Source organism: Gammaproteobacteria bacterium (genome assembly GCA_034522055.1).
GTDB lineage: Bacteria > Pseudomonadota > Gammaproteobacteria > JAABTG01 > JAABTG01 > JAABTG01.
This window is the reverse complement of sequence record JAXHLS010000002.1, coordinates 728182-750517: the sequence shown is the minus strand read 5'-3', so window position 1 is coordinate 750517 and position 22336 is coordinate 728182. Positions and strand designations below refer to the sequence as shown.

26 protein-coding genes and 1 tRNA gene are annotated in these 22336 nt (G+C 62.0%); 15 read left to right on the top strand and 12 right to left on the bottom strand.

Annotation, left to right across the window (positions count from 1 at the left end):
* Nucleotides 1-246: 246 nt before the first annotated feature.
* Complete coding sequence (gene gorA, locus U5S82_03655) at nt 247-1599, bottom strand: glutathione-disulfide reductase (GenBank protein ID MDZ7750755.1); 1353 nt, start codon at nt 1597-1599, stop codon at nt 247-249.
* A 103-nt stretch (nt 1600-1702) separates the two neighbouring features.
* Between gorA and U5S82_03650 the strand changes: the two genes are divergently transcribed.
* The 7 genes from U5S82_03650 (at nt 1703) to U5S82_03620 (ending at nt 5913) form a co-directional block, all read left to right on the top strand.
* Entirely contained in the window at nt 1703-2704 is a 1002-nt protein-coding gene (locus U5S82_03650; protein MDZ7750754.1) for a biotin--[acetyl-CoA-carboxylase] ligase, read from the top strand.
* A complete protein-coding gene (locus U5S82_03645) occupies nt 2701-3450 on the top strand; it encodes a type III pantothenate kinase (GenBank protein ID MDZ7750753.1) in 750 nt (249 codons plus the stop codon). Before U5S82_03650 ends, U5S82_03645 begins: the two co-directional genes overlap by 4 nt.
* Nucleotide 3451: 1 nt before the next feature.
* Complete coding sequence (locus U5S82_03640) at nt 3452-4321, top strand: SPOR domain-containing protein (protein ID MDZ7750752.1); 870 nt, start codon at nt 3452-3454, stop codon at nt 4319-4321.
* A gap of 71 nt (nt 4322-4392) precedes the next feature.
* Nucleotides 4393-4468: transfer RNA gene (locus U5S82_03635), tRNA-Thr, on the top strand.
* 311 nt (nt 4469-4779) lie between these two features.
* The gene (locus U5S82_03630; GenBank protein MDZ7750751.1) at nt 4780-4908 is read left to right on the top strand and encodes a hypothetical protein; all 129 of its coding nucleotides are present in this window, start codon (nt 4780-4782) and stop codon (nt 4906-4908) included.
* Nucleotides 4909-5314: 406 nt separating this feature from the next.
* Nucleotides 5315-5566 (top strand): DUF433 domain-containing protein, encoded by a 252-nt coding sequence (locus U5S82_03625; GenBank protein ID MDZ7750750.1) that lies wholly within the window; start codon nt 5315-5317, stop codon nt 5564-5566.
* Nucleotides 5563-5913, top strand: a complete 351-nt coding sequence (locus tag U5S82_03620; GenBank protein MDZ7750749.1) for a DUF5615 family PIN-like protein — start codon at nt 5563-5565, stop codon at nt 5911-5913. Before U5S82_03625 ends, U5S82_03620 begins: the two co-directional genes overlap by 4 nt.
* Before the next feature lie 216 nt (nt 5914-6129).
* Here U5S82_03620 and U5S82_03615 read toward each other — a convergent pair whose 3' ends face one another.
* Together U5S82_03615 and U5S82_03610 are read right to left on the bottom strand one after the other, a co-directional pair.
* Entirely contained in the window at nt 6130-6825 is a 696-nt protein-coding gene (locus U5S82_03615; GenBank protein ID MDZ7750748.1) for a WYL domain-containing protein, read from the bottom strand.
* 313 nt (nt 6826-7138) lie between these two features.
* Nucleotides 7139-7516 (bottom strand): hypothetical protein, encoded by a 378-nt coding sequence (locus U5S82_03610; GenBank protein ID MDZ7750747.1) that lies wholly within the window; start codon nt 7514-7516, stop codon nt 7139-7141.
* A 518-nt stretch (nt 7517-8034) separates the two neighbouring features.
* Here U5S82_03610 and U5S82_03605 point away from each other — a divergent pair.
* The 4 genes from U5S82_03605 to U5S82_03590 all read left to right on the top strand — a co-directional run bounded on the left by U5S82_03605 (nt 8035) and on the right by U5S82_03590 (nt 10984).
* Nucleotides 8035-8352 carry a hypothetical protein gene (locus tag U5S82_03605; protein ID MDZ7750746.1) on the top strand — a complete coding sequence of 106 codons (318 nt, stop codon included), beginning with the start codon at nt 8035-8037 and terminating at the stop codon, nt 8350-8352.
* A gap of 174 nt (nt 8353-8526) precedes the next feature.
* Nucleotides 8527-10041, top strand: coding sequence for an IS21 family transposase (gene istA, locus U5S82_03600; GenBank protein MDZ7750745.1), 1515 nt, complete (start codon nt 8527-8529; stop codon nt 10039-10041).
* On the top strand, nt 10038-10811 hold the full coding sequence (gene istB, locus U5S82_03595) for an IS21-like element helper ATPase IstB (protein MDZ7750744.1): 774 nt from the start codon (nt 10038-10040) through the stop codon (nt 10809-10811). The genes istA and istB overlap by 4 nt, the downstream gene beginning before the upstream one ends.
* Nucleotides 10808-10984 carry a hypothetical protein gene (locus U5S82_03590; protein MDZ7750743.1) on the top strand — a complete coding sequence of 59 codons (177 nt, stop codon included), beginning with the start codon at nt 10808-10810 and terminating at the stop codon, nt 10982-10984. The genes istB and U5S82_03590 overlap by 4 nt, the downstream gene beginning before the upstream one ends.
* A 599-nt stretch (nt 10985-11583) precedes the next feature.
* On the opposite strand, the gene U5S82_03585 is transcribed toward U5S82_03590, so the two are convergent.
* The 3 genes from U5S82_03585 to U5S82_03575 all read right to left on the bottom strand — a co-directional run bounded on the left by U5S82_03585 (nt 11584) and on the right by U5S82_03575 (nt 14190).
* Nucleotides 11584-12192: a hypothetical protein gene (locus U5S82_03585; protein MDZ7750742.1), complete on the bottom strand. Its 609-nt coding sequence runs from the start codon at nt 12190-12192 to the stop codon at nt 11584-11586.
* Between the two features lie 587 nt (nt 12193-12779).
* Entirely contained in the window at nt 12780-13469 is a 690-nt protein-coding gene (locus tag U5S82_03580; GenBank protein ID MDZ7750741.1) for an SOS response-associated peptidase, read from the bottom strand.
* A 106-nt stretch (nt 13470-13575) separates the two neighbouring features.
* Nucleotides 13576-14190: a tyrosine-type recombinase/integrase gene (locus tag U5S82_03575; GenBank protein ID MDZ7750740.1), complete on the bottom strand. Its 615-nt coding sequence runs from the start codon at nt 14188-14190 to the stop codon at nt 13576-13578.
* A 374-nt stretch (nt 14191-14564) separates the two neighbouring features.
* Here U5S82_03575 and U5S82_03570 point away from each other — a divergent pair, with 374 nt between their 5' ends.
* Nucleotides 14565-15233 (top strand): PEP-CTERM sorting domain-containing protein, encoded by a 669-nt coding sequence (locus U5S82_03570; protein ID MDZ7750739.1) that lies wholly within the window; start codon nt 14565-14567, stop codon nt 15231-15233.
* A gap of 571 nt (nt 15234-15804) precedes the next feature.
* On the opposite strand, the gene U5S82_03565 is transcribed toward U5S82_03570, so the two are convergent.
* Together U5S82_03565 and U5S82_03560 are read right to left on the bottom strand one after the other, a co-directional pair.
* Complete coding sequence (locus U5S82_03565) at nt 15805-16302, bottom strand: hypothetical protein (GenBank protein ID MDZ7750738.1); 498 nt, start codon at nt 16300-16302, stop codon at nt 15805-15807.
* A 307-nt stretch (nt 16303-16609) separates the two neighbouring features.
* On the bottom strand, nt 16610-17536 hold the full coding sequence (locus U5S82_03560; GenBank protein MDZ7750737.1) for a LysR family transcriptional regulator: 927 nt from the start codon (nt 17534-17536) through the stop codon (nt 16610-16612).
* Nucleotides 17537-17638: 102 nt separating this feature from the next.
* Between U5S82_03560 and U5S82_03555 the strand changes: the two genes are divergently transcribed.
* The 3 genes from U5S82_03555 to U5S82_03545 are packed head-to-tail and all read left to right on the top strand — an operon-like array spanning nt 17639 to nt 19609.
* The gene (locus tag U5S82_03555) at nt 17639-18106 is read left to right on the top strand and encodes a DoxX family protein (protein ID MDZ7750736.1); all 468 of its coding nucleotides are present in this window, start codon (nt 17639-17641) and stop codon (nt 18104-18106) included.
* Nucleotides 18107-18140: 34 nt separating this feature from the next.
* Complete coding sequence (locus tag U5S82_03550) at nt 18141-19007, top strand: class III extradiol ring-cleavage dioxygenase (GenBank protein ID MDZ7750735.1); 867 nt, start codon at nt 18141-18143, stop codon at nt 19005-19007.
* An 11-nt stretch (nt 19008-19018) separates the two neighbouring features.
* Complete coding sequence (locus tag U5S82_03545) at nt 19019-19609, top strand: nitroreductase family protein (protein ID MDZ7750734.1); 591 nt, start codon at nt 19019-19021, stop codon at nt 19607-19609.
* A gap of 337 nt (nt 19610-19946) precedes the next feature.
* On the opposite strand, the gene U5S82_03540 is transcribed toward U5S82_03545, so the two are convergent.
* The 4 genes from U5S82_03540 to U5S82_03525 all read right to left on the bottom strand — a co-directional run bounded on the left by U5S82_03540 (nt 19947) and on the right by U5S82_03525 (nt 22155).
* The gene (locus U5S82_03540; protein ID MDZ7750733.1) at nt 19947-20093 is read right to left on the bottom strand and encodes a hypothetical protein; all 147 of its coding nucleotides are present in this window, start codon (nt 20091-20093) and stop codon (nt 19947-19949) included.
* Between the two features lie 385 nt (nt 20094-20478).
* On the bottom strand, nt 20479-20802 hold the full coding sequence (locus U5S82_03535; GenBank protein MDZ7750732.1) for a FlhC family transcriptional regulator: 324 nt from the start codon (nt 20800-20802) through the stop codon (nt 20479-20481).
* A gap of 80 nt (nt 20803-20882) precedes the next feature.
* Nucleotides 20883-21140 carry a hypothetical protein gene (locus U5S82_03530; protein ID MDZ7750731.1) on the bottom strand — a complete coding sequence of 86 codons (258 nt, stop codon included), beginning with the start codon at nt 21138-21140 and terminating at the stop codon, nt 20883-20885.
* 754 nt (nt 21141-21894) lie between these two features.
* On the bottom strand, nt 21895-22155 hold the full coding sequence (locus U5S82_03525; protein MDZ7750730.1) for a hypothetical protein: 261 nt from the start codon (nt 22153-22155) through the stop codon (nt 21895-21897).
* Nucleotides 22156-22336: the final 181 nt, after the last annotated feature.

Genomic DNA, 22336 nt, shown 5'->3' with positions numbered 1-22336 from the left:
GCCAGGGAGCCGGAGAACAGATGCCTGTCCGGATGCTCGCTCAGGGGCATAAAGAACACAGGACAGGTGTTGGGCAGGGCACGTCACCAGTGAGGATCGGACGAGGGCGGTCGGTTGACCGTTGCTTTCCAGCCACGGAAACAACAACGAACGTCCAGTCCCCCTCTCCAACGTCGGGACATGGCGGGAGCCTGGGTATCCCTTTCGCATTTTTCGAGTCTTTCGTGGTTCCCCGCTTTTGAATCCCTACTTCATGGTCACCAGTTCCTCGGCACTGGTGGGGTGGATGGCCACGGTGTCGTCGAAGTCTCGCTTGGTGGCCCCCATGCGGATGGCCACGGCGAAGCCCTGGAGCATCTCGTCGGCGCCGAGGCCGATGACGTGGCAGCCCACGATGCGCTCCCGGGCGCCCACCGTCACCAGCTTCATGGCGGTGGCCTCGCGGTGGCGGGTGAAGGCGTAGAACATGGGCGTGAAGTGAGTGGTGTAGGTCTTTACCGCGTCGCCGTGAATGCGCCGGGCATCTTCCTCGGTGAGACCCACGGTGCCGATGGGGGGGTGGGAGAATACTACGGACGGGATGTTCTCGTAGACGAGGTGGCGGTCGGTCCTGCCGTCGAACAGGCGGTCGGCGAGGCGCCGTCCGGCGGCGATGGCCACGGGGGTCAGCGGCGTGCGGCCGGTGACATCGCCGAGGGCGTAGATGCCCTCCACGTTGGTGTTCTGGAACTCATCGGTGGGGATGAAACCGCGCTCGTCCGTCTTCACACAGGCGGCCTCGAGGTTGAGATCGTCGGTATTGGGGCGGCGCCCTACTGCCCACAAGAGCTGGTCGAAATCGTCAATGTGCTGGCCCCGGGTAGTGGTGATGCGCAGCATACCGCCATCCTGCCGTTCGATGGCTGCCACCGAGGTGTTGCCGTGGAAGCTGATGCCGCTTTTCACCATCTCGGTCATGAGGGTCTCCCGCAGCATGGAGTCGAAGCCGGGCAGGAAGTCCTCCTCGGCCCGCAGCAGGATGTTCACCTCGCAACCCACGGCGTGGAAGACGCCCGCGAGTTCCACGCCGATGTAGCCGCCTCCGACGATGGCGACGCGTCCCGGGCAATCCTCCAGGTCGAAGAAGTCGTCCGAGGTGATGCCGATCTCGGCGCCGGGGACGTCGAGCACCATGGGCAGGCCACCGGGGGCGATGGCGATGTGGTCGGCGGTGTACTGCTCGCCGTCTACCTCGATGGTGCGCTGGTCCACGAAGCGGGCGAAGCCTGTGATGTGCTCGATGCTGGAATCGACGAGGTAGGTCTCGTACCACTCGTTGATGCCGGCGATATGGTTGTCCCGCTTGACCTTGAGGCGCTTCCAGTCCAGTTCGCCGCGCTCCACCTCGAAGCCGTAATCCTTGGCGTATTCCATGGCCTGGGCCAGGTTGGCGGCGTTCCACATCACCTTCTTCGGTACGCAGCCGAGGTTGACGCAGGTGCCGCCCAGCTCCTTGGTTTCCACCACCGCCGCACTGGCGCCATAGCGGGCCGCCCGCTCGGCGACCGACAGGCCACCACTGCCGCCACCGATGGCGATGAGATCGAAATGCTTGGACATGGATGCGTCTCCCGTGAGTTCTGTGTGTCCTAATGTAGCCGATGGCGGGGGGGCGGTAATACCTTGCCTGAGGGTGACAAAGGGGCTAGCTTCCCATGCCGTCATGACTGCACTCCCGTTTCCTGGGCCCCGCCAACTGGAGGCCATTCTGCGGCTTCTCGAACTACTCGCGGACGGTCGTTTCCATTCCGGCGAGGACCTCGGCGCCGCCCTGGGGGTGGGGCGGGGCGGTGTATGGCGTCTGATGCGCAGTCTCGCGGCCCTGGGCTTCGAGGTCCACGGCGTCACCGGCAAGGGCTATCGGCTGGCCGAGTCCGTGGACCTGCTGGCCGAGGAACGTATCCGGGCGGCCATGGGTCCCCATGACGGTCCTGCCCTGAGACAACTCGATGTGCTGCCCAGCGTGGATTCCACCAACCGCTGGCTCATCGGCCGGGCCGTGTCGGGCGGTACGGCGCCCGCGGCGGTGGTAAGCGAACATCAGAGCGGCGGCCGCGGGCGGCGGGGCCGCGTCTGGGTATCCCCCTTTGGCCAGAACCTGTATCTGTCGCTGCTGTGGTATTTCGAGGACATCGCCCATGCCCTGCCGGCCTGCAGCCTGGCGGTGGCGGTCGCGGTGGCGCGCGCCCTGCGGTCCATGGGGGCCGGCGATATCGGCTTGAAATGGCCCAACGACGTCTATTGGCGGGGGCGCAAGCTGGCGGGGATGCTGCTGGAACTGGTGGGAGAGGCCGCCGGCCCCTACAAGGTGGTCATCGGCGTGGGGGTGAACGTGAACATGATGGCGGCGGACATCGACCAACCGTGGACCAGCCTGCGCATGGTGACGGGACAGCCCTGGGACCGCAATCGCGTGGCGGGCCGTCTGTTGGAGGAGATGCTGGCCGGGGTGGCCCGTTTCGAGCGCCAGGGCATGGCCGCCTGCCAGGCCGATTGGGATGCCCTGGACCTGACCCGCGGGCGCCGAGTCACCCTCCACCTGGCCGATGGCAGGGTGGAGGGCACGGCCCTCGGCACCGACGGCGACGGCGCCCTGCGGATCCGCACCGGTCAGGGTGTCAGGCATTTTCACGCCGGCGAGGTGAGTCTGAGGGTGGCCCCGTGAGACTGCTGCTGGACGTGGGCAACACCTTTATCGGCTGGGCCCTCCAGGAGGGGGCGGACCTCGGAGCATCCGGGCGCGCGCATCACGGTGGCAGTGGCCTCGCAAGCGTTCTGGATACCCTGCTGGCCGGCCTGCCGGCGCCCGAGGCGGTGGTGGTGAGCAACGTGGCGGGGGCCGCCGGGAGCCGGGCCGTGGCAGAGGCGGTGGCGCGGCGGTTCAAGCTCCGCCCCCGCTTCATCACCGCCCCGGCCGCGGGATGCGGTGTGCGCAATGCCTATGCCCGGCCCGAGGCCCTGGGCTGTGACCGTTGGGCGGCCATGGTGGCGGCCCATGCCCGCTGGCCCGGAGACGTGCTGGTGGCCGATTGCGGCACCGCGGTGACGGTGGACGGGGTGAGGGCGGACGGCGGCCACCTGGGCGGGGTCATCATGCCCGGCCTCGGACTGATGCGCCGGGCCCTCGGCACGGGCACCAGCGCCCTAGTCGACGCCCCGGCCGACGTCACCGGTGAGGTCGCGCCGGGGCTCGCCCGGGATACCGCCGACGGCGTCCGCGCCGGCACCCTGCTCATGCTGGCGGCCGCCCTGGACGCGCTGGAGGCCGATGCCCGTGGCGGGGCCCAAGGCGCCTTGACCGCCATCATCACCGGCGGCGATGCCCCCCACGTGCTCGCCCGCTTGTCCGGGCAATGGCATCATGAACCCCGGCTGGTCCTGCAGGGCCTGGCGATTATCGGGGGAGACTGAAGTGCGCGCCGTACTGTGGCTGTTGCTGCTTGCCAACCTGGGTTACCTGGGATGGAACGTCTACCAGTTGAAGGCAGTGGCGCCCGAGCCGGTCACGGCCTCCAGCCGGGGTGCCGTGGAGCGCCTGCACCTGGTGGAGGAGGGCCCGGGCCGCGATCCGGCAACGCCCGCGGCCCCAGAGAAGGCACCCAAGGCCACTCCAGGGGCCACCCCGGAGGCAGCCACGGCAGCAGGGGCCACCCCCGAGCCACCCGCCCCCGCCGTCGTGCAGGACGGGACACAGCCCCCGTCAGCCACTGCGACCGCCGGAGAGGAGCCCCCCGACGGGGCACCGTCGGCACCGCTATCGGCACCACCCGAGGCCGCGGCCGAGGCGGATGACGAGTCCGGCGAAGAGCCGGCGCCGGCGCTCGTCGCGACCCGCTGTGTGCTGCTCGGGCCCTTCCCCGAGGAGGCCGACACCGACGCCATGGTGGCCCTGCTGGAAGAGCAGGGCATGACCGTGGAGACCGAGACCCGCCAGGACCGCCGGCCCAATCGCTACTGGATCTACCTGCCCCAGTTCGCCGACATCACCGCGGCCCGGGAGGCCCTCGACCGCCTGCGGGACGCCGGCGTGACCGATTTCATTCGTGTCATGAGAGGCCCCAACGTCAACGCGGTATCCCTCGGCCTCTACAGCCGCGAGAACTCCGCCAGGGCCCGCATGGACGAACTGGAATCCAAGGGCTTCGAGCCCGCCATGGAGGTCCGCTACGAGCAGTTTGACCAGACCTGGCTGCGCATCACCCTGGCCATAGACGCCCGCCTCCCCCGCGCCGAGCTGGCGGCGCTGGTGCCCGAGCTGTCCCCGGCCCGCTCCTGTCCCTGACATTGCCCCGTGGTGCCGTGAGGCCTAGAATTCCGCAGGCCTGAAGGCCAGGCCCGCACCTTGAACTTCTCGCCGGGTTAGCTCAGCTGGCAGAGCGGCTGATTTGTAATCAGTAGGTCAACGGTTCGAATCCGTTACCCGGCTCCAGTAAAAACAGTCATTTACGTGATGCGCTCAGCCCTTTTTTCGATAAGTGGGTAACAACATGGGTAACAGAAGCCGGAAATAGGGGGGTGCCGTGGCGAGTGGCGTAACCGCAGGTCTCGTCACTGTGTCCCGAATAGAGTGAACTCGCGGCGCTCCACCCCCAATAAGGCTCGGCACGGGCCGGGCTCGGGAGATACGAGCAGGGGGTAAGGGCGAGCGATCTCTTTGCTGGTCCCTCGCGGCCGCGAATTGTCCGAGCGTCCCAGCTTGGAGTAACCTCGCCCGCCGACAGCCAGCACGGACGCCAGCACATGCCCCACCGACTTACCACCGCCCTCATTCTTTCGGCCCTTGCCCTGTCGGCCCACGCCGCCCCGCGGTGCGACATCCGCAGCCAGGCGGCCCGGGTGGTGGACACTGACACCCTGAACCTGGCATAGAGCCCCCGAGCGCGGCCGTTTAAGATCTGGCTCGCCGACATCGACACCCCCGAACGCGATCAGCCGTACGGCCGCGAGGCCACCCAGTTGCTGGCCCAGCCCGCCTTCAGCCGTGCCCTGTGCGCGACTAACATCACCGTGATGGATGGTGGAGCAACTTCACGCTGGAGATGAATGGATTCACCGAGAGCTCGTGGCGGGCGGTGTCGCCTGGGTCAATCAGAGGTACGCCGCGCAGCCCTATCGCGCGCCGCTCCTCGAGGCGTAGGCCGGCATGGGGTTGTGGGGGGCGGGAGTTCGAATCGCGCCGCTCGGAGAGAAGGGTTGTTCATGGAGAGGATGACCCTTTACCACCTACTCCATACTCCGGATACTGTTAATGGTCACCATGCCGAGGGCGAGCACCATGAACGAGCAGGAGCTGCTGAGACGCATTACCGTCAATCCGGAGATCTTCGGCGGCAAGCCAATCATCCGGGGTCGCAGGCTGGCAGTGGAGCACGTCCTGGGAATGCTGGCGGCGGGGGATAGTCCCGACACCCTCCTCGAGGGATATCCGTGGCTGGAGCCCGAAGACATCCATGCGTGTCTGGCCTACGCCCACCGGCTGGTGGGACATGAGCGGTTCGAGCCAAGCGTGATCGATTCGGTCGCGTGAAGTTGCTGCTGGATACCTGTGTCTGGGGTGGCGCGGTGCAAGCGCTCCTGGACCGGGGACACGACGTCGAGTGGACTGGTGAGTGGGGGGAGGATCCCGGTGACAAGGAAATCCTCCGGCAGGCCCATGAACAAGATCGGATCCTGGTGACACTCGACAAGGACTTCGGTGAACGAGCCGTCGTATTCGGCGAGCCCCATAGCGGCATCATTCGTCTAGTAGGAATCCCGGCCCGGGAACAGGCGAGCTACTGCCTGAAGGCACTCGAACTCTACAGTACCGAGTTATCAACGGGAGGGATCGTGACCGCTGAGCGGAACCGTACACGAATACGGGTTCCCGAGTAGTTCTGAGTTCAGGATACTGTCCCCGAAACTGCAGTATTCGTGTGGGGAACATTCTTACGGGACAGGACACTAGAATTGCATTCCCAAGTTGTCGCGCTTCTGGGAGAAGCGCGCCCTTAACGCCAGCCATAACCAGATCCAAAAAGCAGAGCGACGAAGGAGCAGCGCTTTTTTTTGGATCCGAGTTTGTGGCCTTGTTAGGTGTTGTTTCGGTATTTACTGGTTTCTGGTTTGTACTTGCGGATTTCCTTGGAAGACGACATCCAGAAGTAAGCTTTTGTCTCTTGTAGTGCACTCTGGGCCGAAATCTATGCCTTGTATGCGGTCAACACGGAACGTGCGTTTCTGCTCGCGTAGAGAGCAGTAACCCAGCATGTAGTAATTAGAATTACTGACAAATACTTCCTCCACAAGAACATCCCTTGTGGTAGCAGTCCCCTCGTGATTTACATATTTGAGTGTCACTGGGCAATTCATACCGTTTATTAAAGTCTCTCTAGTGTCCTCCCATTCTTCGGCATCAAATGGCTCTTGTGGTCGATACACGTTTTCATTCAAAAACCCGTTTGCAAACACCTCGCCTAATATCCTTCTTTTGTTACCTATTTCTTCTTCGTTGTCAGGGTGCTCTGAAGAAAATATCCGTAGTGAACGCCACTTTTCTTCGAGGTGTTGTCGTAACGTAGAGCTTGAGCCGAAAAGATGTCTTAGCCGCGCAATGACTTCATCAGAGGTAGATTCATGCCGTTTAGACTTATCGCCCCTGATTGCGTTAATTTTATGTCGGCATATTTTCTTTTCCTGCCCAAGCGGGCAATTGCAATTGATATATGCAGTTTGTCCATTCAGTGCGATTATCACCTCGAACGGAGGCTTTTTAGCGTTTCTTGAGTAATAAACGATAGTTTCCATGTGTCTTGTCTCTAACGTTCGCGGTGAGCGACAGGCCAAGGCGGCGCATCGCTTGCGCTAAAATGAGCGTAGCAAGTGTGTAAGCTGTGCACTGCGGAGGAGTATCCAGCTCAACCGCGTTTGTTAGGCAATTATTTTACTCGTTAAATAAGGACGTACCATACAACCAGCATGAGAACCATAAAACCAAGCGGGTAAATTAAACATCCGAGACATCCTTCTTTTCCGATATAATAGTACTTTCCATTTTCGTCACAAGAGGGAGGTCCATCATATCTTATTGGACTAAGCGGTAAACCATTTCTCATAATAGTCAACCTATAAAACTGTTAATACATGAAAAACTAGCATGAGCAAATAAATATATTCCGCATAAAGACAGCATTATAACGACGTGGCGTAAGGCAATCCCGACTACATGATGTCCTTCGACAAAGTATTGTTGCGAAAGATACGCGGCGCCTTGCGCGATAATTCCGGCTATAGTACCTAAAAGATAGAATAGCAACCCAGGCCTTAAGCTGATCATTACTATTGAAGCTTCAGCTGAGTCCTTCGACCAAACTTGACCAAACAATGCTAAAAGACTGATCAGCGCTCCGCCATTTAAAAGAACGATACCTCTTAAGGCGTCTTGCGCGAAGGCTATTTGTGCAAGCCCCTTTATCTCGTCAACTTTCGCGGTATCCATAGTATCTTTGCCTGAGATTTCAGATAAATGGAAGGTTTGCGTCTATCCCCAACGCTCCTCCCTTCCATCGGGCACCGCATCTCGCCGGCGCCTTGGATCTAATCGAATAGTTTCATGCTCTTGGTAGCCGCAGCTTGCGCGTGTGGCAGATCTGGCCCCCGGGTCGGTGCTGGGGAAACGAGGAAGGCTTCCCTGCGATTCCTGAAAAGAGATTGGCGCCGGAACAGGCGATTTAGCGACGGGGTGTAGCTGGCTGTAAAAACCCGCGCATATCTGGCGAAGGATTGATTGGTAGGCCAATCAGTCGCTGAGCCGGCAGGCGGGCGGCCGCGAGCAACCGGTGACAAGAGTGCCGGAATCGGGTAGATGAAGAGGGGCCGTTGAGACAGGTGCGATACCGGGTCTAATTGACTTGGCCGTCGATCCCGGTATCGCACCCCGGGCCGTGCAGAGCACGAGCCCGCACACTATTTCTCGTTTTCCCCTGACAATCAAGTCCTCATCGGCCTGGATCGCCGATGGAGAACTCTGCACGCCTGTACAACTGCGCCCGTTGTCACCGTCAAGTGATGATCTGCAGCGGCTGTGACCGCGGCAACATCTATTGCCCTGAGGGGTGTGCGCAGGTGGCACGAAGCGCGTCTCTGCGGGCCGCCGGCTGGCGCTACCAGCAGAGCCGCCAGGGCCGGCACAAGCATGCCGAGCGGCAACGCCGCTACCGGGCGAGAAGGCAGAAAGTGACGCATCAGGGTTCCCCGGCCCCGCCCCTCATGATCCACTACCCCCCGTTCCGGCGAGGCCGGCTGGCCGCCGCGGTGCGGATGGCGCGCCGATGATGGCGCCCATTCGCTGCCACTTCTGCGGCCGTGAGTGCGGACCTTTCCTGCGTACCGGCCCGCTTCATCGCGCCACCGCCGCTGCTGCGCTTGGAACAGTCACCCGACAGGGGCCACCAGGCGCCCGGGCTCAGCCCCCTTGAGCCGGCCGGCCACGAGATGAGGAGAAACGCATTGGCCATCAGCAAAGAACAAGAGGCGCAGATCCTGCGCTATCACTACGTCGAGAAGTGGCGGGTGGGCACCATTGCCAGCCAGTTGGGCGTACACCACAACGTCGTCAATCGGGTGCTCTCCCAGGCCGGCATGCCGAAGGTCGAGCGGGCTGCGCAGCCGTCGATGATCGATCCTTATCTGCCGTTCATCACCGACACCCTGGCCCAGTTCCCCACGCTCACCGCCAGCCGCCTCTACGGCATGGTGCGTGAACGGGGCTACCCCGGCGGCCCCGACCACTTCCGCCATCAGCTCGCCTGTTACCGGCCACGCCCCCGGCCCGAGGCCTTTCTGCGCCTGAAGACCCTGCCCGGCGACCAGGGACAGATCGACTGGGGCCATTTCGGCAAGCTCACCATCGGCCGCGCAACCCATGCCCTGATGGCCTTTGTCATGGTGCTCAGCTACTCCCGGCGCATTTTTTTGCGCTTCTTCCTCGATGCCAAGATGGCCAACTTCCTGCGGGGCCATGAGGCGGCCTTCACCGCCTCGAACGGCCTGCCCAAGGTCCTGCTCTACGACAACCTCAAAAGCGCCGTGCTGGAGCGCCAGGGTGAGGCCATCCGCTTCCATCCCACCTTGCTCGAGTTCGCCGCCCACTACCGCTTTGAGCCCCGTCCGGTGGCGGTGGCCCGGGGCAACGAGAAGGGGCGGGTGGAACGCGCCATCCGCACGATACGCGATAATTTCTGGCCGGCCCGCCAATGGACCGACATCGATGACCTCAATGCCCAGGCCGAGGCCTGGTGCAACGGCTGGGCCATGGACCGGCCCTGCCCGGAGGACCGTGCCCTCTCGGTGCGCCAGGCCTTCGAGCAGGAGCCCCTGCTGGCGCTGCCCGATAACCCCTATCCCACCGACGAGCGGGTCGAGGTCCACATCGGCAAGACCCCTTACGCGCGCTTCGAGGGCAACGACTACAGCGTGCCCCACACCCATGTGCGCCGCACCCTCACCGTCTCGGCCTCACCCACCGAGGTGCGGATCCTCGACGGCGGAGACGTCATCGCCCGCCACCCGCGCAGCTACGACAAGGGCCGGCAGATCGAACAGCCGGAACACATCGAGGCACTGGTCCAGATCAAACGCCAGGCCCGGCATCATCGCGGCCAGGACCACCTGGCCCAGGCCGCACCGGCCAGCCGGCAGTTACTCATACAGGCCGCTGAGCGTGGCGACAACCTCGGCGCCATCACCGCCGCCCTGCTGCGCCTCCTCGATGCCTACGGCGCCCCCGAGCTGGAAGCGGCCATCCAGGAGAGCCTGGCCCACGGGGTCGCTCACCCCAACGGCGTGCGCATCGCCCTGCAGCGGAGGCGCGAGGCGAGAAACCAGCCGCCCCGGGTGGGAGTGCGCATCGACCACGCGCGCGCCAGGGGGCTGGTGGTACGCACCCATGATCTGGGCGGCTACGACGCCTTGCAGTCCACCCCGCCCGAAGCCGAAGACGACGCCCAGGAGGAGCCCCAATGATCCCTAACCCATCCCTGAAAGAACGGGCCACGGCCCTCAAGCTCCATGGCCTGCTGAGCCATTGGGAGGAGCACGCCGACGCTGGCTGGGTCGAGTCCCTGATCCAGTGGGAAGAGGAAGAACGTGCCGACCGCAGCCTCGAGCGGCGCATGAAAGGGGCGCGGCTGGGCCGCTTCAAACCCCTGGCCGACTTCGACTGGGGCTGGCCCAGCCGTTGCGACCGGGAACTGGTCAGTGAGCTGATGCGCCTCGACTTCCTTACCGAGGCGGTCAATATCATCCTGGTGGGACCCAACGGGGTCGGCAAATCCACCCTGGCCCGCAACATCGCCCATCAAGCGGTGCTGGCCGGCCACAGCGTCCTCTTTACCAGCGCCGGCCAGATGCTCAATGACTTGGCCGCCCAGGATGGCGACAGCGCCCTCAAGCGGCGCCTCGCCCGCTACGCCCGCCCTCAACTGCTAGCGGTCGACGAGGTGGGGTATCTCGCCTACTCCAATCGCCATGCCGATCTGCTGTTCGAGATCGTCTCCCGCCGCTACGAGGAGAAATCCACCCTGGTCACCACCAACCGACCCTTCGCCGAATGGGGTGAAGTCTTTCCCAACGCCTCCTGCGTGGTCTCCCTCGTGGACCGGCTGGTACACCGCTCCGAGATCCTCACTATCGAAGGTGAATCCTACCGGCTCAAGGAGGCCAAGGAGCGACAGCAGCAACAGGCGCAGCGGCGCCAATCCGCAGCCAAATCCAACAAAGGAGCCCAACCATGACCCATCCCCCGATACCGGACGACTGGACACCAGAGCAGGCATTGGCGATCTATGACTTTATCGACGAACTCCGCGATGCCATCTGGAGCCGATACGATCGGCAGCTGGTCGAACTCATGCAACAAGACCGCATAACGACCTTTGAAGTCGACGACGATGACTTGATCTTCTGAGCCGACTCTTAAGCCCACCCCGGCGGCGTGACCTGGCTTGAGTCGAGGCGACCTATCCGCGCTGAGGCCGAGTCACGCCGCCTGAACCCGCGACTGCGACCTTCGCCATTTATGCGCGGATTTACTCAGCCGCTAACACGGGGTCTCCATGGCCTTCACCATCATTGGTGGCCCTAGGTCAAATTCTACTCGCAACCGCATCCAGAGCAAGGTGGACGACTGGCTGCCCGCGGGCAGTCCGAGAGGGATCGCTAATAGAAAAAGCGCAATTTCTAAGGAATCCCGGTCCTCGCAGCCCAAAACTCATTGTAAAGAAATCCGAAAGGCGCGCTTTTAGAACATCAAGTGCATCCGGGTAGCTTTTACTTGTTCGAGCTGAACGGCTGCGCGAAACTAGTTCGACGTTTCACTAGGCTTACTACCCCCATAATCGCAGAAAAGAATAGCCAAACGGCTGGAGGAACGGGTACCACTGCGAAGGAACTTGAATCAAAGCCTAACCTAAAGTTCCCAGCGCCGCCTGGATTAAAGGCCATAGGATCGAACGTTTGCAACGTTCCGTCGACATTGAAGCTCCCTGTAAACTCGTTACTAACATCCTAAAATGCGACCCTCAATTCAATGGGGCCGGTGATACCGATATTAATAGAGGCGAAGTCCAAGCTTATCTCAGAACCCCCAGCTTCCAAATCAGTTCGTTTGCTAAAAAAGATAGTTGGGCCAGCAGGGCCACCAAGTAGGGCGGCGAGCGTCGGAGAGAAGTTCGCAACGCCTAGGCCAATCGACTGGGTGTTGTTTGCGGCCGTTCGATCGGTGATTTCAGTAGTGTATAACCGGTCAGCACCCGGGATACCCTCCTGCCAAGTCGTGGTTGCAACAAAATCCCCGTTTCCATCCATTATGCTAAATGTTGAACGGAAAAACGTGTCTTCTTGTATTACCTTTGCGCTTCCAATAGTGTCGGTAAAAATCGTCCCTGGATTCTTCAGAGTCGCGAAGCCGTTTGATACTGCGACAGTACCCTCCGTAATCTCCCAGGCAGAACTTAGAAAATTCCCGTCGAAATTCTCAATAAAGTCGAGTTGTCCCTCGACTAGTACACTATCCAATTTGAATGAGTAGGGTGCCGGCGCACTGATTGCAGTAGGTGAATAAGCTATCGTCAGGAACATGGAGCCGAGCACTATACTGATTAACCTGGTCTTCATTGATAACCTCCACTGTATAGACTTCCACTTCCGTCTTTCAAGACTGTCGATGTTTCGATTAAGGAAGCGCTGATTTATTCGGGCGGGCTCCCCGGTCGGCGCGGGTTTACAAGATCGTAAGTACATCTCCCTTCCGTAGAAGCTTGAAGCCATGCAGCGCAGCTTTTCCGATCTGGAATACACCGCCAAGAAGTAACTGTCAGGTATCACCAACATCAAGCCCGTTAATGACTTCCATCAGCGTTGTTTTGGCGGGCCGATATAAATAGCAGGAATGAAGTTAAAACGGCCGGGATGGCGGGATTGGCTTGCTTGCCCATAATGCAGAATTCCTTGTGTATCCGTGTGTACTGAGACACTCACTCGCAGAAACGTACTGAATGCAATTTTTGCGCCAGCTGTTTAATTGCCCAGAATACATGAACCTATAATTGTTGAGTAAACTCAACTGTCAATTTTATCGACAGCTAGCTACTGGCCGACACGCGATCCTTCAGGAGTCACGGTCGTTTCGGTTCAAAGGCCAGTGTAAAAAATTCCGACAGGTTCGCTTTTAGAAGTAGCGCGCCAATCTGGGAAGTGGCCTCCTAAGCCCCTTGACCCGAGCGAATGAGGTCTCCAGCGGGCTCCATCTGTGCAGGCACGTTGCCCAGGTTGCGCGGGACGGGGTAGGCCTGCAGCCAATCGTCCGGACACGGCCCGACGAGATCACGGGCCTCGTCGACATCCCCGAACATCCAGGTGTCCGCCAGCTGCGGGTCGAGGATGACCGGCATGCGGTAGGGGTTCTTGCCGGTGTTGTGGAGCGGCCTCATGAACGCGTTGGCCTCCGTGGTGATGATGCCCACCGTGGCGCCTTCCTCCGTCCTGTCCTTCGATGTCCAGGGGTTCCAGAGGCCGGCGAAGAGGAACATGCCACCGTCTGCCGGGCGGATGCAGTGCCGCTGCTTCTCGCCGTTGACCTCGGGCCACTCGTAGAAGCCGGCCGCCGGTAGCACGCAGCGCCTCGACTTGAAGGGGGACCCGTACATGCGGCTCTCCTCGAGGCGCTCCCCGCGGAGATTCCATGTCGGCATGCGCCAGGTCTTCTTGTCGGACTTGGGCGGGAGGAGAGTCCAGTACATCTGCTCCAGAGCACGCTCACCATCCGCAGCGGCCCGCACCACCGGCACCAGGTTGGTGATGCGGACGTCGTAGCTCTGTTGCCACCACGGGGGTACGTGGCCCACGTAGCCCTCGATGGCGCGCTGGTCCGGGGTGATGTAGCGGGTGCACATGCACAGAGCGTAGCATTGGGGCGTGAGCATCCGCACGGGCAAACGGGGCGCACGGCGCCTCTGCGGCGACGGGCAAGAGTTGCTGCCCCTGGAAGCAGCGCCCGCTTCAGATGCGGTAACGTCTTGCGACCGCGAGTGATTCGGTCCCGCCGATATTCAGGTAGTGCGACGTTGACGAGACTGAGCTCTGGCCGAGCAAGTTCCGAACCACCTCGATGTTCTTGGTCTCGTGGTACACCCGGGCCGCAAGTGTCCGCCGGAGGCTATGGGTACTGTATGCATCGGGGTTCAGGCCGATGGATGCGACCCAAGCCTTGACCCGCTTCCGGTACTGCGCGGCGCTGATAGGCGGCCCGTGGTCGTCGTTCCTCCTCGTGAACAGGAAGTCCGAGGCAGACTTCGCGCTGAAGGCCACCCAGGTCTCCAGGGCCGCCCGCGTGTAGGGGGCCAGTTCTACCTGGGCGATGTACCCCGTCTTACGCTGCCGAATGACGAGCGCCGTCCTCACGTGCCATGCTTCATCCATCACGTCTCCCACCCTGAGTGCGAGCAGGTCGGAGGCCCGCAGCATGGAGTCCAGTGCCAAGGAGAACAGAGCGAGATCACGTCTGGCGAAGTCGCGTTCGAGACGTCGGCGAATGCGCCAGATCTGGTAGTGCTTTAGGGGGGCCTTCGGGCCGACGGAGCGGCCTTTGTTCCAAGGGGTTGATGGGGTCTGCATGAATGCGTCCTCCTGTTGGGATGCACTCATCAAGATTATCGTTGAATAAGCAAATGCTGAAGCCCTCTCTGTAGGGAACGGTGTTCCTGAACATGCGCGCTTTTTCTAAAAGCGAACGTGTCGGAAAACCTTACACTCGTCAAGGGTCCTCAGGACTAGAAATCCCCGATGGGGGCTCTTCTTCCAAACGTGGCCGTCGGCAGATTTTACAATCTTACTGAGGCTGATTGGTTGACACATCCTAAGTGGTTGAAGTTATGAGCCTACTGGGCTAAGGCATGAATCTTGCTTCCCTCTAGTAAGGACGCAGTAACATGGTCTCAAAGCGTTTTTCACGAAACCGCCCAATAAAATTGATCAAGGAGCAAAGGGTTATGAAGCAAGGAAACAGAATGATGACTTCAATCTTTAGCGGTACCTCTGTAGCGGCCGTCCTCGCGTTCGCACTGGCGTGTTCACCTCTATCCGTGTTTGCCGGGATCATTGCGCTTGACTCTACTCGAATGACGGGAAACCAGGAGTTTGGCGGTGCGCTTGGAATGGACTTCGATGTTCTCGCGCCAATAAGAGTTACACGGTTGGGCGCATATGACAGTGGCCAGAACGGGCTGGTCAACAACATAGAAGTTGGTATATTTGACAGAGATACTGCAACCCTCGTTCCAGGGCTCTTTGGCACCATTACCAACTCGGACCCGCTGGTCGGCAATAGCCGCTATGCAGATATTGTTGATTTAGTACTCGGTGTAGGCAGCTACTCGATTGTCGCCCAAGGCTTCAGTTCCGACGATCCGAATGGGAACACCGGTAGCGGCGGTACTGGGCCAACCATCAATGACGGAGGCGGCCTGATCACATTCGTCGGCTCGGCTCGTTTTGATAGAGGCAGCAGCTTTTTATACCCCACAACCATTGACGGGGGCCCTGCGAATCGATACGACGCAGGGACCTTCGAGTATGTAGTACCGGAGCCGGCGACACTAGCCTTGATGGGCTTGGGTTTCGCAGGTCTCTCTTGGACTCGGCGCAAGTTGAAGGCCTAAGACTCCCCGGCGAGCAGCCACACGAATCCCGCCCAGGGAAACCTCGGCGGGGTTTTTTTCGTGTAGGTGTTTCGCTCCTCCCAAATGCGAAAGCATTTGGGAATGAAAGTATTATCTCAAGGCGCTGGCTACGGAGTTATCCAAGTACAGTAAGCGACGGTGCTTTTAAGCGGCCGTGCACCATCCAGCCCACGCCTTCATCAAGTCCTGGTGACGCTCCAATAGGTCTCCCCGCTGGTGGGCCGCTTCGGCGAGCTCGCGGGGAAAGTTGGTGTGCTCGGTGGCCTAGTCCCGAAACGTAGAGGGGGAGCCGCGTACGGTGACAGTCCCACCTCGCCAAGCGGCGAGCTAATGATGGGTCGACATAGGTCACCGCATTCCCCTCCCCTCTGTAACGGGCAGACTATATTATTTGCCCAGTCACCCATCCGACATAGAGCTCGATGCCCTGTCGCGGTCCGACCAATGCAAGCTGACTTGCGCGGACTTCTGCGCCCATGGCGGTGGCGAACATCTCGAAATCTTCATGCCACTCGTCTCGTTGGCTGAAGGTGTGGACCAGCATCACCGCTTAGGGTGCGAATAGGCGTCTTGCCTCCAAGACCGCAGAAGCGGTCCTGTGCAACAGCTGGTAGCGGAGTGGCAGGGCATCGGATTCCATCAGAGCAAGAAGCTCGCACAGGTAAGCCAAACGCTTCTGCTTCCCCGGTGTCGCCGGTTCTATCCAGTCGGCGACTAGGTCGCCGAAGGGTTCAGAAACCTTGCCCTCCACGGCAATGGAGACCAGACCGTCGGAAGCTCGTGCCAGTACCCATAGGTCAGTTTGGGACGGTCGGGCACCCCCGGGCAGCGGAGTTTGTAGCTCGGGTATGCCGTAGAGCATCTCGACGTCGCGGAATGCGAGTGAGGTTTTGAGGAGCCGCTCCACTTCCGGTGGGAAGCCGGGTGTGCGCTGCCAACAGTCCGCAAGGGCCTTTGCGGAATAGCCCGCCCGCCACTGCTTCTCGGGCTCTGCGAGGAACTGCTTCCAGTCCTCGGGGTGTTGGGCAGGAATCAAGATCTTCGCCATATGCTCAGGTCCCTCTGGATGTGAAGGGCAGGGTAACCCCAATTGTTGCTATCAGTCAGGTCTCTGTCGTCCCGCGACACCACCTAGCCCAGGCTTTCATCAACTCCCGACTGCGCTCCAATAAATCTCCCCGCTGGTAGGCCGCCTCAGTCTCGCTATCCAGGACGTGGCGCAGGCTGGCCTCGGCCAGCTCCCGCGGGTAGTTGCTGTTCTCGACGGCCCAGTCCCGGAAAGGGGGCGGGAAGCCGTGGAATACGCAGCCGTGGATGGCGATGTCGTGCGTTCCGTGTGCTGGAGCTTTGTTACCTCAAGTCCCGCGCCCGGACAATTGCTCTCGGATAAACTCCCGGAACGCCCGCACTCGCGCGGGCGCTTCGCTGCCAGCGAGGCTGATGGCGTGAAGCTTTGCGTGTGCGAGGGTCCAGTCCGGGAGTACGCGGATGAGGGTCCCCGAGGCCAACGTATTCGCGACCGTAATCTCGGGCATCGGACCGATACCGCCGTCAGCCAGCAGTACCCGATGGGCGCTGGCGAAGTCGTTGGTCTGGATGACCGGCTGCAGGGCGACCTGTTCGGTGCGGCCGCGGCGATTGGTCAGGCTCAGCGTGGCCGCGCCGGTGAAACTCTGGGGGACGATTAGGTCGTGCTCGACCAACTTGGCCGGTGCCGCCGGAGGCTCGCGCGCGGCGAGATAACCCGGCGACGCGTATAGGCCGATGGGAAACGTTACGAGGGTCGATGCCCGGTAGCCCATGTCGGGCAGGTCACCGGAGGTGGCACGCAAGGCGAGATCGATCCGGTGGGCGGCCAGGTCGAGCGGGGCGTCGGTGACCAGCATCTCGACGGTTACCTGGGGGTTCGCCATGCGGAACGCCACGACCAGGGGTGGCAGGATGTCCATGCCGAAGTCCAGTGGCGCAGTGATCCGGAGATGGCCGCTTGGGATGGATTGGGCGTGCTGCGCGCTCTGGACGGCCTCGGCCAGCAGCGCCAGGGCATCGCGGGCCTTGGCGTAGAAGGCGGCGCCTTCCTCCGTGGCGCTGACCGCCCTGGGCGTGCGCGCCAGCAGGCTCACGCCGAGCCGGTGCTCGAGGCGTGACACGCGCCGGCTCACGCCCCCCTTAGTGCCTCCCAGCGTCCGGGCAGCCGCAGAGATGGTACCGTGCTCGATCACCGCGCAGAAGGCGCGGACGTCTTCCAACGAGCCCCCGAGGGTTTCTGATTCGGCAACCATGAGTTACAGAATAGCGGGCTAGGCCCATATCGGAAACCTCTGTACGGTGAGCCGCAACATCGGGAAGCGGTCCCGGTGTCCCTGAACTGAGGAGGTTTCGCCATGAACACTCAAACTTTCGCCGCCCCGGTGACGCCCAGCGCCATCTCGCCCCTCGACCGTCTGGCGCCGCTGGCCTTTCCCCTGGTCCGTATCACCACGGGCCTGCTGCTCATACCCCACGGCGCCCAGAAGCTCTTCGGCTGGTTCGGCGGTCACGGGCTGGTTGCCACGGGCCAGTACTTCGAGTCCACCCTGGGCATGAGCCCCGGCCTCGTGTTCGCCACGCTGGCAGGCCTCATCGAGTTCGCCGGGGGGCTGGCACTGGTGCTGGGGCTCCTGACCCGGCCAGTCGCCCTGGCCCTCGCCGTCTTCATGGGGGTGGCCCTGTCGGTGCACGTGCCAAACGGGTTCTTCTGGACGGCGGGCGGCATCGAATATCCGTTGATGTGGGGCCTGGTGGCCCTCGCGATCTTCCTCCGGGGCGGCGACCGTTTCTCCCTCGACCGCCGTCTCGGCTTGCGGATCTGAGGGGATGGCAGCGACAACGCGCGGGGTCCCGCCCGTGAGCGACAAGAGCTTGCCGACGCTCTTCATCCCCCACGGCGCCGGGCCGTGCTTCTTCATGGAGTGGAAGCCCGCCGGCACGTGGGATCGGATGGCGGCATGGCTGAGCGGGATGGAGGCGCACGTCGGCACCCGCCCGAAGGCCGTGGTCGTGGTCTCAGCCCACTGGGAAGCACCGGCATTCACGGTGAATGCCGCGCGCGCTCCCCGTCTGCTCTACGATTACACTGGTTTCCCAGCGCACACGTATCGGCTCACCTGGCCGGCGCCCGGCTCCCCGATGCTGGCCGGGCGCATACGGTCTCTCTTGAGGGAGGCCGGACTCGAAGCCAAGGAAGAATGCAGGCGTGGACTCGATCATGGCGTATTCATTCCGCTGAAGGTGGCGTTTCCGGGCGCCGACCTCCCGGTCGTGCAGGTCTCGTTGAAGCGTGGTTTGGATCCCGAGGTGCATCTGGCGTTAGGACGTGCCCTGGCGCCCCTGCGACGCGAAGGCGTGCTGATCCTCGGCAGCGGGATGAGCTTTCACAACATGGGGCGGTTCCGGCCCGAGGGCAGCCCCGTCGATATGGACTCGCGGCGCTTCGACGCGTGGCTCGAGGAGACGGTGGCGCTATCCCAACGTGAGCGGGATCTGCGTCTGAGCCGATGGACGGAGGCACCGGGTGCCCGCGCCGCCCATCCCCGCGAGGAGCACCTGCTGCCGTTGCACGTGGTCGCGGGAGCGGCCGGCGACGATACCGGCGAACTCGTGTTCCGGGACGAGATCATGGGCAGCGTCCAGTCCGCGTTCCGCTTCGGTGGCCAAGGCGCCACAGATGAATCCGTAGAGATTAGAAACTACAGCGATACCAGTCGACACTAAGGAGACCATCCATGAATCAAGCTGCAAAGACCGGCGTTCCCATTAACGCGCTGCTGCATCAGCGCTGGAGCCCCTATGCCTTCGATCTCGATCGAAGCGTTGGCAAAGAGGATCTGCACGCGTTGTTCGAGGCCGCGCGATGGATGATGTCGTCGTACAATGCGCAGCCCTGGCGCTACATCGTCGGCGTGCGCCAACGTACCCCCGAGGTTTGGGAAAAGGTGTTCAGCGTGCTCCTCGAGGGAAATCAGCCCTGGGCGAAGCACGCGCCAGTCCTGGCGCTCGGCCTTGCCGTGCACCGTTTCGAGCACAACGGAAAGTTGAACAAGGCCGCGGTCCACGACCTGGGTGCGGCATCGGCGGGACTGACCGTCGAAGCCGCCGCCCGCGGACTGTTTGTTCACCAGATGATCGGAATTGATCCCGAAGGAGCCCGGCGCACCTTCAACATTCCGGACGAGATCGAGCCATTTACGGGCCTCGCCATTGGTTATCGGGGAGACCCCTCGCAGATCCCCGACACCTATGCCGGGCGCGAGTCCGGCCCGCGCGAGCGCAAGCCGCTGGACGAGATCATCATACACGGCGGTTTTGACCGATAGAGCCTCAGCGCCGCCAAGGTCCTTGCTGTGGCCGGGGAGGATGACGTCTGGGCGTCACTATTTCTCCGGCGATAGTAACCCGGCGCACCACCCAGCTCACGCCTTCATCAACTCCCGACGGCGCTCCAACAGGTCTCCCTGCTGGTAGGCCGCCTCGGTTAAGACCTTGACGCAGAAGGTTTGCCGAGTCACCTCGTACTCGTGGCCGCCGAAACGAAACGCGGTGTGTCCCCGGCAATGCGCTTCGCGGAGGAGGGCCGTTATAGCGGTGTCCGGCAGCTTGGGGCGTTGTTCTTTATTTGTACGCGTCGGGTCGTCCGGCTGTCGGACATCCCTTCTACACGCGGATCTCGGCCACCTTCGCCACGATGGCGGACACCAGTTTGTCAAGGTGGTCAATCGGGGAACATCCCAGCCCGTCGCGCAGGTGTTCGCCCAGGAGTTTCCCGAACTCGGAGTGGATGTCGAAGGTGGCTTCGGTCATTACTGCCACGGTATCAGCCGGCGCGAGACCTCGGAGATAGGCTCACCAGGCTCAAAGGTCGCCCAGCCTTCTCCATCGAAGATCTAAACAGGCACCAACCGCTGCAGTCATCGCAGCCAGGCTTTCATGGTTCCCGCGCTGCCCCACAATGCTGGCAGGTCGTGCGGCGGCGGCCTCTGCGTAGACCCTCTGCTCGTCCGCCACAGTGTCGACAGCGAAAGCGATGATGCAGACGGCAGCCGGGGCAGCTCGCGTTGGTTTCCTCGACGGGCGTAATAAACTCGGTCGAGCAGCGCGGGCATTGTCGCTCGTGCCAGAGTTGCATCTCCAGGAGGCGTGGGACGAAGCCGACCTGAGAGATCTCGAGCAGATCCTCCTGAATAAGCTACCGGTAGATCTCGTAGAGGTCGATCAGGATGTGGGCGGGGCGGCAGTTGCTTTCGCGCAGGTGCTTGTGAATGCGCCAGACGATAGCGGCGTGGAGCATGCGCCGCTCGCTTTTCAGAAACCAAGCGTCGGTGAACGGAAACTGCCCGGGCGGCGAGGGGCGACCGTGGATCTGCCGGTACAGTCGATTCGCGGTCTTCTTGTCGAGCTTCGTCAACTGACAGACCAACCCCGTCCGGGCCCCCAATTCCATGAGCCGGGTCGCATCGAGCACCGCCACCGTCTTCTTCCAGGTCGGATCCGCGGCGAGTCGGGCGGTCATGATCCGTTCCGGACCGTGGGCAGCGATGGAATCCATTCCTGTGCCCATGAGGGTCGCTGGCTGCCGGGAATGCGTATGGGCTAGTCGGCTGTGAGCAGGCCGGCGTGCTCGAGGACTGCTTGGAGTTCGTCGCCATCGCCGTCGGTCAACGCTGTTAGCAGTCGCTCCCACCACCAGTCGTCCAGCCTGGGGGACACCAGCGGTGGTTTGAACGCCGCGACGCGCGAAAGGCCGGCCGGTGTGACATCCGCGAGGCGCGCGGCGAGTTCTTCGGGGATACCCAGGGGCAAGGCACAGCTGTTCAGGTTTTGCCGTGCCAGATCGCGCGCCTGGATCAAGTACTCCTGGCCGTCGCGGGGTCCCGTCCAGCCTTGCTGCGTTGCGCTCGTCGTTCGTCAGTGCTTCGCTGTCTGGTAAGTGTTTCTGACACCCCGGTAACGGCTTAGCGTTGTCGGGCCGGACCTCGCTTCGCGAGGCGACGGTATGTGTCGCGGGGCACTACTCCCGCTTCATTCTGGCCTGGTTTCAGGCCGCGCCGGGCGTTCCGGTGGGAACGTCGGTCGGCGCTTGCTGGCTCCTGCGAGCCGGTGGGTTGCTTGTCGATTCACCTCCTTGGGGTTGTTGCACACGGGTTTGCCACTTTGCCGCAGTGGCCGCGGATAATTCGGTTGCGTTGGGGTCATTCTGCGAACGCGTCATTCGCGCGTCACGCGGAAAATCGGCCGGGACGCCGCGTGGTTGTTGGGGTTGCCGCCCATGTCACTACCCCGCTTACGCTCGCTAGTGACACGGGCGGCTTCGCGGCGGAGCAGCCCCGGCGCCAGGCATTCGCCTGGCACAGGGGCTGCATCGAGAGGCTCCCCCGGGCCTGCAGAGCGGCTCCACCTGCCCACAGGGGCCCATAGGCACCGCGCGACGCGCGGACCCGCCCCTGGCGACGCGAGTTCGATGGCTCGCTTTACCGTGGCGGGCAGGGCCTGTGGACTCTGTGGACAGCTGATTCGGGATTCAGGGACCGCTTCGAGCGGCGGGCGGGCAAAAAAATTACAGTGTAATAGTGCATCCCGCGCCCGATGACTACTGCAGCTACAACTACAACAACTGCGACGACATGACGCCTGCATATCGCAGGCTCATGTCGCCTGCTTGGCAGCGTACCGCCAGCGTCTTGAGGTAGCCGAGTGGCGAGCGCTGGATCGCGCCGATGGCCAGCGCGCCAGCCCATTCGTCTATGACGAGCTGGGCGTCGGGACGGTCGAGGCTGGCGACGAGTCGCGTGGCTGGCGCGCGCATCTCGTCCGGTACCCACTCCGGGAATCGCAGTTGGTGTGCTTCCCGCTTGGCGTCTGCCATGGGGTAGGTGTCTGTCGGTCTTGTTGTAGTAGTTGTTCTTTTTTTTCCATCAGTCTTGGGTAATGTGAGTAGCGCCACCTATTTTGATGGTGATTTCGCTTTCTGAGGTCTAGTTTGGTGATGGTTTGAGGGGGATCCCCATCGGGGATCTTGACTAGAAGATCCCCTCCGGGGAGTCTCC

Excerpts from the sequence above, each read along its gene's own strand:
- U5S82_03610 (MDZ7750747.1), bottom strand. The coding sequence starts at position 7,516 with ATGGATACCGCGAAAGTTGACGAGATAAAGGGGCTTGCACAAATAGCC.
- gorA (MDZ7750755.1), bottom strand. The coding sequence starts at position 1,599 with ATGTCCAAGCATTTCGATCTCATCGCCATCGGTGGCGGCAGTGGTGGC.
- U5S82_03545 (MDZ7750734.1), top strand. The coding sequence starts at position 19,019 with ATGAATCAAGCTGCAAAGACCGGCGTTCCCATTAACGCGCTGCTGCAT.
- U5S82_03580 (MDZ7750741.1), bottom strand. The coding sequence starts at position 13,469 with ATGTGCACCCGCTACATCACCCCGGACCAGCGCGCCATCGAGGGCTAC.
- U5S82_03565 (MDZ7750738.1), bottom strand. The coding sequence starts at position 16,302 with ATGGCGAAGATCTTGATTCCTGCCCAACACCCCGAGGACTGGAAGCAG.
- U5S82_03560 (MDZ7750737.1), bottom strand. The coding sequence starts at position 17,536 with ATGGTTGCCGAATCAGAAACCCTCGGGGGCTCGTTGGAAGACGTCCGC.
- U5S82_03585 (MDZ7750742.1), bottom strand. The coding sequence starts at position 12,192 with ATGAAGACCAGGTTAATCAGTATAGTGCTCGGCTCCATGTTCCTGACG.
- istB (MDZ7750744.1), top strand. The coding sequence starts at position 10,038 with ATGATCCCTAACCCATCCCTGAAAGAACGGGCCACGGCCCTCAAGCTC.
- U5S82_03650 (MDZ7750754.1), top strand. The coding sequence starts at position 1,703 with ATGACTGCACTCCCGTTTCCTGGGCCCCGCCAACTGGAGGCCATTCTG.
- U5S82_03615 (MDZ7750748.1), bottom strand. The coding sequence starts at position 6,825 with ATGGAAACTATCGTTTATTACTCAAGAAACGCTAAAAAGCCTCCGTTC.
- U5S82_03575 (MDZ7750740.1), bottom strand. The coding sequence starts at position 14,190 with ATGCAGACCCCATCAACCCCTTGGAACAAAGGCCGCTCCGTCGGCCCG.
- U5S82_03570 (MDZ7750739.1), top strand. The coding sequence starts at position 14,565 with ATGAAGCAAGGAAACAGAATGATGACTTCAATCTTTAGCGGTACCTCT.
- U5S82_03590 (MDZ7750743.1), top strand. The coding sequence starts at position 10,808 with ATGACCCATCCCCCGATACCGGACGACTGGACACCAGAGCAGGCATTG.
- U5S82_03630 (MDZ7750751.1), top strand. The coding sequence starts at position 4,780 with ATGCCCCACCGACTTACCACCGCCCTCATTCTTTCGGCCCTTGCCCTG.
- U5S82_03525 (MDZ7750730.1), bottom strand. The coding sequence starts at position 22,155 with ATGGCAGACGCCAAGCGGGAAGCACACCAACTGCGATTCCCGGAGTGG.
- U5S82_03625 (MDZ7750750.1), top strand. The coding sequence starts at position 5,315 with ATGAACGAGCAGGAGCTGCTGAGACGCATTACCGTCAATCCGGAGATC.
- U5S82_03535 (MDZ7750732.1), bottom strand. The coding sequence starts at position 20,802 with ATGACCGCCCGACTCGCCGCGGATCCGACCTGGAAGAAGACGGTGGCG.
- U5S82_03540 (MDZ7750733.1), bottom strand. The coding sequence starts at position 20,093 with ATGACCGAAGCCACCTTCGACATCCACTCCGAGTTCGGGAAACTCCTG.
- U5S82_03605 (MDZ7750746.1), top strand. The coding sequence starts at position 8,035 with ATGGAGAACTCTGCACGCCTGTACAACTGCGCCCGTTGTCACCGTCAA.
- U5S82_03555 (MDZ7750736.1), top strand. The coding sequence starts at position 17,639 with ATGAACACTCAAACTTTCGCCGCCCCGGTGACGCCCAGCGCCATCTCG.